The sequence below is a fragment of the Streptomyces sp. NPDC012935 genome, assembly GCF_042900345.1.
GTDB lineage: Bacteria > Actinomycetota > Actinomycetes > Streptomycetales > Streptomycetaceae > Streptomyces.
Window position 1 is genome coordinate 235,018 of record NZ_JBIBBC010000009.1, and the last position, 14,879, is coordinate 249,896.

The 14,879-nt window shown below is 70.8% G+C and carries 13 protein-coding genes and 1 pseudogene; 10 read left to right on the forward strand and 4 right to left on the reverse strand.

What is annotated here, in order from left to right:
* The first annotated feature begins 101 nt into the window (after window positions 1-101).
* Both ACFY5C_RS23215 and ACFY5C_RS23220 read left to right on the forward strand, forming a co-directional pair.
* A complete protein-coding gene (locus tag ACFY5C_RS23215) occupies window positions 102-1,343 on the forward strand; it encodes an SAV2148 family HEPN domain-containing protein (RefSeq protein WP_389447214.1) in 1,242 nt (413 codons plus the stop codon).
* Between the two features lie 131 nt (window positions 1,344-1,474).
* The gene (locus tag ACFY5C_RS23220; protein ID WP_389447037.1) at window positions 1,475-2,212 is read left to right on the forward strand and encodes a 3'-5' exonuclease; all 738 of its coding nucleotides are present in this window, start codon (window positions 1,475-1,477) and stop codon (window positions 2,210-2,212) included.
* A 146-nt stretch (window positions 2,213-2,358) separates the two neighbouring features.
* Here ACFY5C_RS23220 and ACFY5C_RS23225 read toward each other — a convergent pair whose 3' ends face one another.
* Window positions 2,359-2,865 carry a YbaK/EbsC family protein gene (locus ACFY5C_RS23225; protein WP_389447039.1) on the reverse strand — a complete coding sequence of 169 codons (507 nt, stop codon included), beginning with the start codon at window positions 2,863-2,865 and terminating at the stop codon, window positions 2,359-2,361.
* The gene (locus ACFY5C_RS23230) at window positions 2,832-3,806 is read right to left on the reverse strand and encodes a DMT family transporter (protein ID WP_389447041.1); all 975 of its coding nucleotides are present in this window, start codon (window positions 3,804-3,806) and stop codon (window positions 2,832-2,834) included. Before ACFY5C_RS23230 ends, ACFY5C_RS23225 begins: the two co-directional genes overlap by 34 nt.
* A 93-nt stretch (window positions 3,807-3,899) precedes the next feature.
* Between ACFY5C_RS23230 and ACFY5C_RS23235 the strand changes: the two genes are divergently transcribed.
* A complete protein-coding gene (locus tag ACFY5C_RS23235) occupies window positions 3,900-4,814 on the forward strand; it encodes a LysR family transcriptional regulator (RefSeq protein ID WP_389447043.1) in 915 nt (304 codons plus the stop codon).
* A gap of 49 nt (window positions 4,815-4,863) precedes the next feature.
* Here the strand turns inward: ACFY5C_RS23235 and ACFY5C_RS23240 are convergent, their stop codons facing one another.
* The gene (locus ACFY5C_RS23240; protein ID WP_389447045.1) at window positions 4,864-5,727 is read right to left on the reverse strand and encodes a phosphotransferase enzyme family protein; all 864 of its coding nucleotides are present in this window, start codon (window positions 5,725-5,727) and stop codon (window positions 4,864-4,866) included.
* Between the two features lie 182 nt (window positions 5,728-5,909).
* Between ACFY5C_RS23240 and ACFY5C_RS23245 the strand changes: the two genes are divergently transcribed.
* The 5 genes and pseudogenes from ACFY5C_RS23245 to ACFY5C_RS23265 all read left to right on the forward strand — a co-directional run bounded on the left by ACFY5C_RS23245 (window position 5,910) and on the right by ACFY5C_RS23265 (window position 11,287).
* Complete coding sequence (locus tag ACFY5C_RS23245; protein WP_389447047.1) at window positions 5,910-6,848, forward strand: carbohydrate ABC transporter permease; 939 nt, start codon at window positions 5,910-5,912, stop codon at window positions 6,846-6,848.
* Complete coding sequence (locus ACFY5C_RS23250) at window positions 6,845-7,678, forward strand: carbohydrate ABC transporter permease (protein WP_389447049.1); 834 nt, start codon at window positions 6,845-6,847, stop codon at window positions 7,676-7,678. The genes ACFY5C_RS23245 and ACFY5C_RS23250 overlap by 4 nt, the downstream gene beginning before the upstream one ends.
* Entirely contained in the window at window positions 7,678-8,967 is a 1,290-nt protein-coding gene (locus ACFY5C_RS23255) for an ABC transporter substrate-binding protein (protein WP_389447051.1), read from the forward strand. Before ACFY5C_RS23250 ends, ACFY5C_RS23255 begins: the two co-directional genes overlap by 1 nt.
* Window positions 8,968-9,257: 290 nt before the next feature.
* Window positions 9,258-10,037 carry an ErmE/ErmH/ErmO/ErmR family 23S rRNA (adenine(2058)-N(6))-methyltransferase gene (erm, locus tag ACFY5C_RS23260; RefSeq protein WP_389447052.1) on the forward strand — a complete coding sequence of 260 codons (780 nt, stop codon included), beginning with the start codon at window positions 9,258-9,260 and terminating at the stop codon, window positions 10,035-10,037.
* Window positions 10,038-10,044: 7 nt separating this feature from the next.
* Window positions 10,045-11,287, forward strand: a pseudogene (locus tag ACFY5C_RS23265) (glycosyltransferase).
* A gap of 82 nt (window positions 11,288-11,369) precedes the next feature.
* Here the strand turns inward: ACFY5C_RS23265 and ACFY5C_RS23270 are convergent.
* Complete coding sequence (locus ACFY5C_RS23270) at window positions 11,370-13,637, reverse strand: MMPL family transporter (protein WP_389447054.1); 2,268 nt, start codon at window positions 13,635-13,637, stop codon at window positions 11,370-11,372.
* A 324-nt stretch (window positions 13,638-13,961) separates the two neighbouring features.
* Here ACFY5C_RS23270 and ACFY5C_RS23275 point away from each other — a divergent pair, with 324 nt between their 5' ends.
* Together ACFY5C_RS23275 and ACFY5C_RS23280 are read left to right on the forward strand one after the other, a co-directional pair.
* On the forward strand, window positions 13,962-14,507 hold the full coding sequence (locus ACFY5C_RS23275) for a DUF1697 domain-containing protein (RefSeq protein ID WP_389447056.1): 546 nt from the start codon (window positions 13,962-13,964) through the stop codon (window positions 14,505-14,507).
* Entirely contained in the window at window positions 14,500-14,877 is a 378-nt protein-coding gene (locus ACFY5C_RS23280) for a DUF4440 domain-containing protein (RefSeq protein WP_389447057.1), read from the forward strand. Before ACFY5C_RS23275 ends, ACFY5C_RS23280 begins: the two co-directional genes overlap by 8 nt.
* Window positions 14,878-14,879: the final 2 nt, after the last annotated feature.

Here is a 14,879-nt window from a genome sequence, read left to right on the forward strand (position 1 = left end):
AACGACCCTGTCCATCCGGCTGCACCGCCGACCGCTCCCGGAGTACCCTTCCTTGATCGTTGGGACGGGGAGTGCTCGGGGGAGCGGAAGGCGGTGCGCGGGTGGGCTCGGGAGGGCTGGAGTTGCCCCCTGGTGACGAGGGTCACGAGGGGAACTCCACAGACGTCCCGCCCGGCACGGTGTCGCTGGCCAGGCCGATGGAGACCAACTCCATCGGCCCGGAGCTGGACTGGGACACCGAGGCCTGGCGCGAGGTACGGACGCGCGCTCAGCGGGCCGGCCGGGCATACATCTGGCTGAACCTCGTCGAACAGCGGCTGCGCGCGGTCGTGGCCGCTGTGCTGCGTCCCATCTACGAACCCGTCCACGGTCAGGACGACTGGGTGGTGGCCGCGGCCGGACCGGCCGGGCAGGAGTGGGTGCAGCGCGCCGTCGCCGTACGCGAAGTCAGCCGCCGCAAGGGCTACTTGCTGGACCCGGCCGACGACAACGTCCTCAGCTTCCTCACCCTGCCGCAGCTGCGCGAGCTGATGGTGCAGCACTGGCCGTGCTTCGAGCCCTACGTCGACGACCGCAGGGACGTCGAACTCGCCCTGGACGAGCTCGAAGTGACCCGGAACGTCGTCTCCCGCAACCGGGCGCTGTCCGAGGCGGTCCTCAACCAGGCCGAACGGGCCTCCGCGCGGCTGCTGGAGATCCTCGGTTCGAGCGGTGACGTCCCGTCCGCTCGCCGGCTGCCCATCGACGCGGTCGAGGACCTGGTCGGCGACCGGTACGCCGACGTGGTCGCCGTCCATTCCGACCGGGTGCGGTTGCTGCGCCAGTTCCCGGCCGAGGACATCTTCGGCGGCGCGCGCAGGCTCGACGCCATCGGCATCGGCCTCAACCTTCTCGTGCAGAACTTCTCCGGACGGCGGCTGGTGCGTCTCGCCGAGTCCGGCTGCCGGGTGCGGCTGCTGTTCCTGAACCCGGCCTCCAGCGCGGTCAAGCGGCGGGAACGCGAACTCGGCATCAAGCGCGGTGAGCTGAGCCGGGCGGTCGAGATGAACATCCTGCACATGCGCCGGGTGCGCTCCCGGCTGCGCGACCCGGGTGCCTTCGAGATCCAGGTATTCGACGAGACACCCCGCTTCACGGCCTACCTCGTGGACGGCGACGGCTCCGACGGCATCGCGGTCGTACAGACCTATCTGCGGCGGATGCGCGGTCTCGAAGCGCCGGTCCTGGTGCTGCGCAACGGCAGCAGGGTGGTCAAGTCGGACGAGATCGACGAAGGCGGGCTCTTCCCCACCTATCGCGAGGAGTTCGAGCTTATGTGGGCGGATTCGCGGCCAGTGTCCTGAACTGTCCCCGTGCTGACCGGCCACGGAAGGCCGTCCCGCCGCGGAAGCGGAACGCGGTCCCCTGATTGTCAGTGGCGCATGGGAGGGTGGAGACCACTGGGGGAAAGCACCACCAAGAAGGGGGACCGCCCATGGGCTGGCACCGTGAGCTGCTGATCGGATTCGACCTGGAGACGACCGGGACGGAGCCGCGCGAGGCGCGCATCGTCACCGCGGCCGTGATCGAGGTCAGGGACGGGCAGCCCTTGGGGCACAAGGAGTGGCTGGCCGATCCGGGCGTCGAGATCCCGGCGGACGCGGTCGCTGTCCACGGCATCAGCAACGAGCGCGCGGCCGCCGAGGGCCGCCCGGCCGACCAGGTGGCGGACGCCGTCGCGGACGTCCTGGTGACGTACTGGAAGACGGGAGTACCGGTCGTCGCGTACAACGCGGCCTTCGACCTGAGCCTGCTCTCGGCCGAACTGCGGCGGTACGGCCTGCCGTCCCTGAGTGACCGCCTGGGCGGCCTTGCCCCCGCCCCGGTCATCGACCCGTACACCATCGACCGCTGGGCCGACCGCTACCGCCGCGGCAAGCGCAACCTCGAAGCGGTCTGCCGGGAGTACGGCATCGCACTCGACTCCGCACACGACGCCTCCGCCGACGCACTCGCCGCGGCACGCCTGGCCGGCGCGATAGCCGTCCGGCACCCCAAGATCGCGTCACTCGGCCCGGCGGAGCTGCACCTCCGTCAGATCGAGTGGTACGCCGAGTGGGCGGCCGACTTCCAGAACTTCCTGCGCCGCAAGGGCGACGCGACCGCCGTGGTCGACGGGACGTGGCCGCTGAGGGAGCCGGCGGGGGAGCGGGTGGCGGGCGAGACGGTCTGAGGGGCGTGGGCCCAAGGGGCGCGGGGCGAGGGGGTGTCGGGGCGGAGCAGGCCGGTCCAGGCTTCCGACGGCGTCCGGCACAGAGCGGCTCGGTGCGGGCACAGGAACGGCTGGAATCGCGCGACGCGCCCCAGCCACTGCCTCGGTCACTCAGAGGCGGACGCCGGCGCAGCGATCCGCTCGATACGCGGCTTGGCCAGCCGCTCGTAGTCCGCGCCGGAGATGAGGAGCGAGCGGTCCAGCCGGGCCGCGTTGAAGTACAGCTTCGGCCGGGCCACGACGTCCGGGTCGGCGACGAGCTCGAGCTCGGGGTCGAAGCTGAACGGCAGGACGGTGCCGGGCACGGCACGGGCCAGCCGCTCAGCGGTCTGAGCGTCACTGAAGCCCACGTAACGCGCCGCGAACAGCGCCCGGACGGCGTCCAAATCCACCCGCCGATCGCCCGGGACCACGGCGAGGACGTGCCGCGTCGTACGCCGGTCCACCTTGACCCGCAGCACGATGCACTTCGCGGCCTCGGAGGCCGGGTGACCGCGCAGGGCGCAGACGGCCTCGGTGGCGCCTTCGGGTTCGTGGTCGATGAGGCGGTAGCCGAGGGAGGAGGAGTCGAGCAGGGAGATCAGGTGGTCGTAAGTGTCGTAGTGCTCGGGCATTCGGGGTCCTTGCTGAGGGTGTCGGCGGGGCCGTGGGATGAGGTGGGCGAGAGGTCCGGTGTGCCGCGGTGCGCCCGTTCCACAGCCTGGCCCCAGTAGGTGCCGGCCACCATGAGGGCCGCTCCGATGCCGGTGAGCGGGGTGAAACGGTCGCCGCCGAGGGCCACGCCCACAGCGACCGCCCAGACCGGCTCGGTGCCCAGCAGCAGGCTGGCCCGGCTGGCGGAGGTGCGCTGCACGGCCCACGTCTGCGCCAGAAAGGCGAACACACTGCAGAACAGGGCGAGATAGACAAGCTGGGCCCAGGTCGCCGGGTCGGCGTGGACCAGTGTCGGCAGGTCGAGGGCGGCGGCCGGCAGGAACAGGGCCGTGCCGACGAGGGTCTGCACCGTCGTCAGCTGCAGCGGGCGGATCGCGCGCCCGGTGGTGAAGCGGCCGACCAGCGCGACATGCCCGGCCCGGATGACGGCGGCACCGAGCATCAGCAGGTCGCCGATGCGGGGCGCGTGGAAGCCGTTGCCGGACATCAGGAGCCCGACGGCCAGGACGCACACAGCGGTCGCGGCGAAGAAGGAGACGGGCAGTGAGCCGTGGCGGCCGCCGCGGTCGAGAAGCGGGGTGAGGACGATGGTCAGGCTGATGATGAGGCCGGCGTTGGCGGCACTGGTGTGGGCGACGCCGTACGTCTCCACCAGCAGGACCGCGGCCTGCGTCACCCCCAGGGGCAGACCGGCCCGCAGCTCGGCACGCGTCCATCGGCGCGAGCCGCGCCGCCCGGACACGACCAGGCCGAGACAGGCGACGGCGGACAGGCCGTAGCGGGCGAAGAGCACCAGCAGCACGGGGAGCGCGGCCGTGGCCGTCTGGGCGGAGAGGTAGCTGGAGCCCCAGACAAGCGCGACCAGGAGGAGTACCGCATCGGTACGTCGGACATCGGACACCCGCCCACGGTGCACGGAAACGTCCGTGAAGCCCAGTACCACCTTCTACAACGATCATTTAGCTGCTCTACATAGTTGTCCTACACTGAGGCGATGGACGAACGGCAGCTGAGGATCCTCCGGGAGCTCGGCGAACTGGGCAGCGTCACGGCGGTCGCCGAGGCGCTGCTGGTGACACCGTCGGCGATCTCCCAGCAGCTGCGGCTGCTCCAGCGGGCGATCCCGGTGCCGCTCACCGAGCGGCAGGGCCGGCGCCTGGTGCTCACCGATGCCGGGCAGGCCCTGGCGGGCGCGGCCGTCGAGGTGGAGACGGCGCTGGCACGCGCAAGGCGCGCCGTCGACGACTTCGTCGGGCGGCCGGACGGCGAGGTGTCGGTGGCGGCGTTCCACAGCGCGGGCGCCGCGCTCTTCCCGCTGTTGATCAGCGCGCTCGCCGGTCCGGGCAAGCCCGTGCCGAGGCTCGCTGACGAGGACGTGCGGCAGGAGGACTTTCCCCGGCTCACCCGGGAGTACGACATCGTCCTCGCCCACCGTCTGGACCACGCCCCGCCCTGGCCGGACACGGTGACCGCGACGACGCTGCTGCGCGAGCCGCTGGACGTGGCCATGCCCGCCGACCACCCCCTGGCCGCCAAGCGCCGCGTCACACCGCGCGATGTGGCGGACGAGCCGTGGATCACGGTGCACGACGGCTTCCCGGTACTGGCGGTCATCGAAGCGATCGCCGCGTCGGCGGGCCGGCGCCTCCATCTGGCCCACCGCATCAACGAGTTCACGGTGGCGGCCGAGGTGGTGGCAGCCGGCGGCGGCATCGCCCTGATGCCACGCTGGACGACACGCCCCCACCCCGCACTCACCCTCAGGCCCCTCAGCGGCGTCCAGTCCCGACGTCACATCGACGCCCTGTACCGCCCGGAGCGCACGGCCAGATCGGCGGTCCGCACGGTACTGGCCGGCCTCGGAAATGCTGCGCGCCAGGTCCGGAGCAGGGAAGCTCCGGATCAGTGAGGCCTGTGCGCATGCCAGGCCTACGGGCCGGACATGCCGCGTTCCGGGGTCAGAACGGATACCACCGCACAGCCTCGTCCCCCTCCCGCAACGACGCCACCCGCCGCTCGAACTCGGTCAGCGCCTTCGGATTGCTGGGCGCATGCTGCGAAACCCAGGCGCAGCTCGCCGTCTCCCTGGCTCCGCGCAGGACCGCGCAGCCCTCCCACTCCCGCACGTCCCAGCCGTAGGTCTCGACAAAGGAGTCGTAGGCCGCCGCGGGCAACCCGTACCGATCGCGCGAGAGGGCCATGACCACCAGGTCGTGCTCGCGCAGATCGGCCGAGAAGGTCTCCAGGTCCACCAGTACCGGCCCGTGCGGGCCCACATGCACATTGCGCGGCAGTGCGTCCCCATGGATCGGCCCGGGGGCCAGACGGGGCGTCAGCCCGGCCGCAGCCGCCGCGAACCCGTCCCGCCGCTCCCGCAGGTACGCCGCGTCCGCCGGATCGACGGCGTCGCCCGCCAGCCGCAGCCACCGCTCCACGCCACCGAGCAGCTCACGGGGCGGCAGGTCGAAGGAGGGCGTGGGCAGGGCGTGCACGACCCGTAGGAGTTCGGCCAAATCCCGTGGCTCCGCGGGCCGTACCGGCTCGGGGAGCCGGTGCCACACGGTCACCGGGTGCCCCTCCACCAGCAGCGGCTTGGGCTCGGCCGCGCGCACCGCCGGCACGCCCGCCTCCTCCAGCCACACCGCGATATCCAGTTCGCGCCGCGCCCGGCCGAGGAGTTCGGCGTCACGGCCCACCTTGACGACCAGGTCACCGGCGGCGAACACGGCGTTCTCGCCGAGGGCGAGCAGTCGCGCGTCCGGCGCCGTGACGGGCAGCAGTCCCGTCGCCGCCAATACGCCTCGCGCCCGTGCCTCGTCCATCGTCCGCCTCCGTGTGGTCCTGCCTCGCCATGAACGGCGTCGGATTCCCGCCATCCACGGCTCAGTCTCGCATTTCCACAGGTCGGGCCGCGTGCACGCTGCCTTGACGGGAAAGAGCGCCTTCACGACCATGACGGGGCCCGTTCCGAGCAGCGCAAAGGGGCTGATGTGAGGCTGATTCCGTGACATCGGTGACCGAGGCGGACAGGCCGGTGAGACGCCCACCGGGCGGTAAGCCGCGGCAGCGGCGCGTCACGGATCACGGCGCCTGGTTCCTCGTACTCCCCGCGCTGATCCCCATCCTCGTCCTGAGCGTCGGACCGCTCCTGTACGGCATCCTGCTGTCCTTCACCGACGCCCAGTCCGGACGGACCCAGGCCACCCAGTGGATCGGCGGTCTCAACTTCCGGGACCTGCTGCACGACACGCTGTTCTGGGAGTCGTTCCGGATCGGCCTGGTCTGGGCCGTCGGCGTCACCGTGCCGCAGTTCCTGCTGGCGCTGGGCCTCGCCCTCCTCCTCAACGAGGACCTGCGGCTGCGCTGGCTGGCCCGCGCACTAGCGATCGTGCCGTGGGCCATGCCCGAGGTCGTCGTCGGCGTGATGTGGCGGCTGGTCTACAACCCCGACGCGGGCATCCTCAACGAGACACTGCGTGACCTGGGCCTCGGCGACGGCCGTGACTGGCTCAGCGGGCTCGGCACCGCCCTGCCCGCCGTGATCGTCGTGGGTGTCTGGGCCGGGATGCCGACCACGACGGTCGCCCTGCTCGCCGGCCTGCAGAACACCCCGCGCGAACTGCACGAGGCGGCGGCCGTGGACGGCGCCGGCGCCTGGCGCCGCTTCCGCACGGTCACCTGGCCCGCGCTGCGGCCCGTCGCCCTCTCGATCACGGCGCTCAACCTCATCTGGAACTTCAACTCCTTCGCCCTGGTCTACGTGCTCACCAGCGGCGGGCCGGGCGGCCGCACCCGCCTGCCCATGCTCTTCGCCTACGAAGAGGCCTTCCGCTACGGGCAGTTCGGATACGCGGCGGCGATGGGATGCGTGATGGTCGCGCTGATCTCCGTCGTCCTCGCCGTCTTCCTCGTCGGACGGCTCCGGGGAGGTGACGAAGCATGAGGACCAGCAGAACCGGCCGCGCCGGACAGTACGCAGCCCTGCTCGCCTACCTCCTCTTCCTCGCCTTCCCCTTCCTCTGGCTGATCTCCACCGCCTTCAAACCGCCACGCGAGCTGGGCAGTCTGCACCCCACCTGGATCCCGAAGGACCCCACCCTCGCCAACTTCCGCCAGGCCTTCGACGAACAGCCCCTCCTTGAAGCCGCCCTCAACTCCCTGATCGCCGCGCTCGGCGCCGCCCTGATCGCCGTACTGATCGCGACCCCGATGGCCTACGTCATGGCCCGCCGGCGCACCCCGCTCGCGCGAGCGGCGACCGGCTGGGTGATCGTCAGCCAGGCGTTCCCGCTCGTGCTGGTGATCATCCCGCTGTTCCTGGTGCTGAAGAACCTGCGACTGATCAACTCGGTGCCGGGGCTGATCATGGTGTACGTGGTGTGGGCCCTGCCGTTCGCCCTGTGGATGCTCGTCGGATACGTGCGTGCGGTGCCGCCCGAGCTGGAGGAGGCGGCGTCGGTCGACGGAGCCGGGCGCCTGCGGACCCTGGTCTCGGTGACCGCGCCGCTGCTGGCACCCGGGATCGTGGCGACGGCGATGTTCGCGTTCGTCACGGCGTGGAACGAGTTCTTCTTCGCGCTCGTTCTGCTGAAGACCCCGGAGAAGCAGACCCTGCCGGTCGTCCTCACGCACTTCATCGGCGCGGAGGGAGTCGCGGACCTCGGCCCGCTGGCCGCCGCCGCGTTCCTCGCGACGCTGCCCTCGCTGGTCGTGTTCGCGATCATCCAGCGGCGGATCACGGGCGGCATGCTCGCCGGGGCGGTGAAGAACTGATGCGCACGAGACTGCTGCCGGCCCTGGTCGCCGTCCTGGCCCTGCTGCTCGCGGGCTGCGGTGGCGACGACCGTGACGGCGCCGACGACCGGCGCGTCACCCTGCGCTTCCAGTCCCTGGCCTGGCAGGAGGAGTCCGTCGAGGTCAACAAGGAGCTGGTGAAGGAGTGGAACGACACTCATCCGGACGTCAAGGTCGAGTACGTCCAGGGCAGTTGGGACAGCGTCCACGACCAGCTGCTCACCTCCTTCGAGGGCGGTGAGGCCCCGGACATCATCCACGACGCCTCGGACGACCTCGCGGACTTCGCGTACGGCGGCTACCTCGCCGATCTGACCGACCTGCTGCCCCAGCGGCTCAAGTCGGACATCCCGCAGCGCAGTTGGGAGACGACCACCTTCGGGGACGGGATCTACGGGGTGCCCTTCCTCCAGGAGCCCCGCGTGCTCATCGCCAACGCGAAGTGGCTGAAGGAGGCGGACGTACGCGTCCCCACCCCCGAACAGCCCTGGAGCTGGGAGGAGTTCCGGACGGTCACCGAGCGGCTGAGCGGGGACGGCAAGTACGGCGTCGCCTGGCCGCTCAAGGAGCCCGTCTCCGCCTCCCTCAACCTGTCGCTGTCGGCGGGCGGACAGCTCTTCCACCGAGGCGCCGACGGCAAGGTGACCGTTCGCTTCGGGGCGGGCGACGAGGTGATGCCGCGCATCGTCCACGACCAGGTCAACGCCGACCGCAGCGCCTCGCCCACGACCCTGGGCAGCGGCGGCTCGGACACCCTGCCCGGCTTCTTCGGCGGCCGGTACGCGATGGTCCCGCTCGGCTTCTCCTACCGCCAGCAGATCGTGCAGCAGGCGCCCAAGGGCTTCGACTGGCAGGTGCTGCCCGCCCCGGCGGGCGCCGGCGGACTCACCCAGGGCGTCAGCCCGCAGACGCTCTCCGTCGCGGAGGGCAGCCCGCACAAGCGGGAGGCGGCCGCGTTCATCGACTTCCTGCTGCGACCCGAGAACATGGTCCGGCTGGCGCTGGGCGACTGGATGCTGCCGACCGGGACTGCGGCGCTGAAGGACCCCGCCCTGCACACCTCCGAGAACGACTGGGCCACCGGCACCGCCCTCGCCGCCCATCTGCGCTCGGCACCCGCGCAGTCCGTGCGCGGCTACCCGGAGTGGAAGGACAAGGTCGCCACGCCCGCCTTCCAGGAGTACTACAGCGGAGCCATCGGCCTCGACGCGCTGCGCGACCGCCTGGAGGAGGACGGAAACCTGGTGCTGGCGCGCTACCAGCGCTGACGTACGCCCTGTCGGCGCCGACGTAATTCGGTTGTCCGCGTCACCCGGTCACGCCTAACGTGCGGTTCGTGGCAGCGAACAACGCGATCATCATCACCGGTCTCGGCCGGGGCTACGCGCACTCCGTACGGATGCGCCGCGGCCCCGGAGCCCTGACCGGCCCGGGGAGCCACGCCCGCTGATCCGTCGCGGACTCGCTTGTCCCGACTCTCCCGCTGCTTCCTCCTGTCTTCCGGTCAGGGCCTTCGTCTGCCCTTCTCCCTCCCCACGGAAGACAAGGACCGCAGGCCATGGCCCGCCCCACCCGCGTATCCCGCGCGCTCTCCCAGAACTTCCTCGCCGACCGCGCCGCCGCCGACCGGTTCGCCCGGCTCGCCGTACCGCAGGGACGTGAGGCACCCCTGCTGCTCGAAGTCGGCGCCGGAAAGGGCGCGTTGACCGAGCAGCTCGCCCCGCGCTGCCGACGCCTCCTCGCGTACGAGATCGACCCGAGGCTCGTCCCCGCCCTGCGCTCGCGGTTCTCGGACACGCCTCAGGTCCGCGTCGTCGGTGAGGACTTCCTCACCGCACGACCCCCGCGCACACCGTTCTCCGTCGCCGGCAACGTGCCCTTCTCCCGCACCGCCGCCATCGTCGACTGGTGCCTGCGGGCACCCGCGCTCACCGACGCCACGCTCCTCACCCAGCTCGAGTACGCCCGCAAACGCACGGGTGACTACGGCAGCTGGACCCTGCTGACGGTCCTGACCTGGCCCCGCTACGAGTGGCGTCTGCTGGGGCGGGTCGGCCGGCGCAGCTTCCGGCCCGTGCCCGGGGTGGACGCCGGGATCGTCCGGATCGAGCGGCGCGGCACGCCGTTGCTCGACGCCGGGGCGCACGAGAGCTGGACGCGACTGGTGGAGCTGGGCTTCTCGGGGGTCGGCGGCTCGTTGCACGCCTCGCTGCGCCGGGCGCACACGAGGCGGCGGGTGGATGCGGCCTTCCGCACGGCCGGCCTCGACACGACGGTGCTCGTCGGCGGCGTGCCGCCGGGGGCGTGGCTGAGGCTGCACGAGGGGCTGGCGCCATGAAACAGAGTTGCACGAGACGTATCGTCTCGCATATCGTCGCTGTCATGACCAGTCCCGCTCACATCGCCATGTTCTCCGTCGCCGCTCACGGCCACGTGAACCCCAGCCTCGAAGTGATCCGCGAGCTCGTGGCACGCGGGCACCGGGTCACGTACGCGATTCCGCCGGCCTTCGCCGAGAAGGTGGCCGAGGCGGGCGCCGAGCCCAAGCTCTGGAACTCCACCCTGCCCGGGCCGGACGCGGACCCGGAGGCCTGGGGGAGCACCCTGCTGGACAACGTCGAGCCGTTCCTCGCCGACGCGATCCAGGCCCTTCCGCAGCTGATCGAGGCCTATGAGGGAGACGAGCCGGACCTCGTCCTGCACGACATCACCTCGTACCCGGCGCGCGTCCTCGCCCACCGATGGGGCGTGCCCGCGATCTCGCTCTCGCCGAACCTCGTCGCCTGGGAGGGCTACGAGGAGGAGGTGGCCGAGCCGATGTGGGCGGAGCCGAAGAAGACCGAGCGCGGGCAGGCGTACTACCGCCGCTTCCACGCGTGGCTGGAGGAGAACGGCATCACCCTGCACCCCGATGCGTTCGCCGGCCGCCCCGACCGCTCGCTCGTCCTCATCCCGCGGGCCTTGCAGCCCAACGCCGACCGCGTCGACGACACGACGTACACCTTCGTCGGCGCCTGCCAGGGCGACCGCAGCGCCGAGGGCGACTGGCGGCGTCCGGAGGCCGCCGAGAAGGTCGTACTCGTCTCCCTCGGATCGTCCTTCACCAAACAGCCGGCCTTCTACCGGGAGTGCGTGCGCGCCTTCGGCGAACTGCCGGGCTGGCACTTGGTGCTCCAGGTCGGCAGGCATGTCGACCCGGCCGAGCTGGGAGACCTGCCGCCGAACGTCGAAGTGCACTCCTGGGTACCGCAGTTGGCGATCCTCAAGCAGGCCGACCTGTTCGTCACCCACGCCGGCGCCGGCGGCAGCCAGGAGGGCCTGGGCACGGCCACCCCGATGATCGCCGTACCGCAGGCCGTGGACCAGTTCGGCAACGCGGACATGCTCCAGGCGCTCGGCGTCGCCCGCCACGTCCCGACGGAGGAGGCCACCGCGGAGACCTTGCGCACGACCGCCCTCGCGCTCGTCGACGACCCGGAGGTCGCCCGGCGCCTGAAGGACATCCAGACGGAGATGGCCCACGAGGGGGGCACCCGGCGGGCCGCCGACCTGGTCGAGGCCGAGCTGGCCGCCGCGGGGAAGGTGTGACGGAACACCTCGAAGAAACAGGGCCCGCCGACTCCCCCGGAGTCGACGGGCCCCACTCGTCGGGTCATGCGGGTCAGGCAGGTCAGACGGGCACCCGCTCGCCCTCGTCGTCCCGAGCCGCGCTTCGCGTCACGGCCTCCGGTGCCTCGTCGTGCGTGAGGTCCGGCAGGCGGTTCAGCCACTTCGGCAGGTACCAGTTGCGCTCGCCGAGCAGTGCCATGACCGCCGGGAGCAGGACGCCCCGGATGATCGTCGCGTCGATGAGGACCGCGGCCGCGAGGCCGACGCCCATCTGCTTCATGGACTGCATCGACAGCGTGCCGAAGATCGCGAACACGGCGACCATGATGACCGCGGCGCTGGTGACGACACCGGCCGTGGTGACCACGCCGTGCTGGATCGCGTCCTTCGTCGTACGGCCGCGCAGCCGCGCCTCGCGGATTCGCGAGACCACGAACACGTGGTAGTCCATCGACAGGCCGAACAGGATCACGAAGAGGAACAGCGGCAGCCAGGTGATGATGGCGCCGACGCCCTCCGCACCCACGAGCGACGCTCCCCAGCCGTGCTGGAAGACGCCGACGAGGATGCCGTATGCCGCGCCCACCGACAGCAGGTTCAGCACGATCGAGGTGATCGCGATCGTCAGCGAGCGGAAGGACAGCAGCATCAGCCCGAAGGCGAAGACCACGACGAACGCGAAGACCGGGATGACCGCTCCGGCCAGCTGGTCGTTGAAGTCCTTGGAGCCGGCGGCCTGTCCGGTGATCGGCGCCTCGACGCCGTCGACCTTGCCGAGCGTGGCCGGCCGCACGTCGTCGCGCAGCTTGTCCAGGCTCGCACCCGCCTTGTCGAGGTCGGAGCCGCCGACCAGCGGGACGTACACGAAGGCGACGTTCTGATCGTTGTGCAGCTTGATCTCGACCGGGCCGCGAGAGGCGCCCGAACTGATCGCCCGCTCACGGAAGTCGGCGAGCGCGGACCTCACCTCGGGAGCGTTGATGTCGTTCGCCTTGACGATCACCTCGGCCGGCTCGGAACCGCCTGGGAAGGCCTCGTTGACGCGGTTGTACGTCTGCACGATCGGCAGTGAGTCGCCGAACTCCTGGTCCAGCGTGAAATTCTGGGTCTTCATGCCGACCGCCGGTGCCGCGATGGCGACCAGCGCACCGGCCGCGACGACGACGGAGATCAGCGGACGGGCGAGGACGCCCTTCAGCACGGCCGTCCAGAACCGGCTCTCGCGGTTGCCCTGCCCCCGGTTGCGGCGGAGCTTGCTCTGCGGGTGCAGGAAGGGGATCTTGCCCTTCTCGACCCGCTCGCCCAGCAGCGACAGCAGCGCCGGCAGTGCGGTCACCGAACCGACCATGGCGACCGCGACGACCATCAGCGAGGCCAGGCCCATCGCCTCGAACTCGGCGAGCCCGGTGAACAGCATGCCCGCCATCGCCACGCACACCGTGACGCCGGAGACGATGATGGCGCGGCCGCTGGTGGCGGCGGCGACCCTCAGGGCGGTCTGCGCGTCCCGGCCGGCCTCGCGCTCCTCGCGCTCACGGCGCAGATAGAACAGGCAGTAGTCGACGCCGACGGCCAGACCGACCAGCAGCATCACGGAGTTCGCGGTGTCGCTCATCGGCATGACATGGCTGACGATGCCCATCAGGCCCATCGTCGCCATGATCGCGGTGACCGCCAGCAGCACCGGCAGCAGGGCCGCCACCAGCGCGCCGAAGGCGATGAGCAGAATACCGAGGGCCACCGGCACCGCGGAGTACTCGGCCTTTTGGAAGTCGTCCCCGAACGCGTCGTCGTACGTCTTGATCATGCTGGCGCCGCCGATCTCCTCGATCCGCAGCGACTCATGGTCCTTCTGGACGTCCTCGACCGCCTTCAGCACCGGCTCCACTCGCTCACCCGCGGTGTCCGAATCGCCGCGGATGTCGAACTGCACGAGCGCGCTGCGCCCGTCCTTCGAGATCGTCTGCGTGTCGTACGGCGATGTCACGTCCGTGACCTGGCCGGTGCCCTCGACCGCCTTGACGACCGCGGTGACGGCGGTCCGGAACTCGCTGTCGGTCGCCTTGAGCGAACCGCCCCTGGCCTGAATCAGGACGGTCTCACTGGCCGGCTCCTCGATCCCGGCGTCCTCGATGATCTTGGCGGCGGTGCGCGTCTCGCCCTTCAGCTGGTCGCTGTCCTTGACGTCGACCCGGCCGGCCGCCGAACCGAGGCCCATCGCCAGCACGACGAACAGCACCCAGATGCCGACGGCAGCCCATCGATGGCGGGCGCTCCAGCCGCCGGCGCGGGCGGCGAGGCCCCGCACACGTGTGTCTCCGTTCCCCATGACGGGCTTGCCCCCTTGATTGCGGTGGCGGCCCCCTGCCGCCTCCTTTCGTTTCGAAGGTATGGGCCGGATAAAGCCATCTCGTCGTGCTGTTCGGTGAAAGGCATGGGCCAGAACTCATCCCCCTGGCCCGGGGGTCCTCCCCACTGGGGAGGACGGGGGTCCCTTACACCTATCCGGCGGTGTCGGGGATGACGATCAGGGCCGAAAGCTTGTGCTCGATGCTGACCCGTAAGTAACTTACGGGTCCGGGCTGCCGTCGTGCCCACCCCCACGGGGCACGACGGCAGCCCCGGTACGAGCGGTTCGCCTTAAAGTGGCCGGATGACGACGTATGCGGCGCTGCTGCGCGGAATCAACGTGGGCGGCAGCAGGAAAGTCCCGATGGCCGACCTGCGCACCCTGATGACCGGCCTCGGTCACGACGGCGTACGCACCTACCTCCAGAGCGGCCAGGCGGTGTTCGCCTCCGACCACGGCGACGAGGAGTCCCTGGCCGTGGAGCTCGCGTCGGCGATCGAGAGGCACTTCGGCTTCGCCGTGGACGTGATCGTGCGCGACCACGACTACCTGAGGGCCGTCGCGGACAACTGCCCGTTCCCCGCAGCCGAGTTGGAGGCCAAGCAGCTCCACGTCACCTACTTCTCCGCCCCGGTCGACGCCGAGCGCTTCACGGAGATCGACCAGACCGCCTACCTCCCGGAGGAGTTCCGCCTCGGCGACCGCGCCCTGTACCTGTACGCGCCGGACGGCCTGGGCCGCTCCAAGCTCGCCGAAATTCTGTCGCGGCCCCGGCTCAACAAGGGTTTGATCGCCACCAGCCGTAACTGGAACACGGTCGTAAAACTTGTGGAGATGACCGGTGACTGAAGACGATTCCGCCGTACAGGCCGCCGTCGAGGGCGAGCTGCGGCTGCTGGACCCGGAGGTCCGCCGCTCGCACGAGCTGCTCGGGTCGCTGCTGCACCCCGACTTCCACGAGTTCGGTTCGTCGGGACGGCGCTGGGACCGGGCGTCGACCATGGCCCGCCTGCCGGCCGACACCGATCCGGCAGCCGCCCGGTATGTCGTCACTTCCGAGATCCAGGGCGTCCGGCTGGCCCCCGACCTGGTCCACCTCACCTTCGACACGGAATACAACGGCGGTCACGCACACCGCAGTTCACTGTGGCGGCGAACGGACGACGGATGGCAGATGTACTTCCACCAGGGAACGCCGTTCAACCCCGAGGGGGAGTGAGC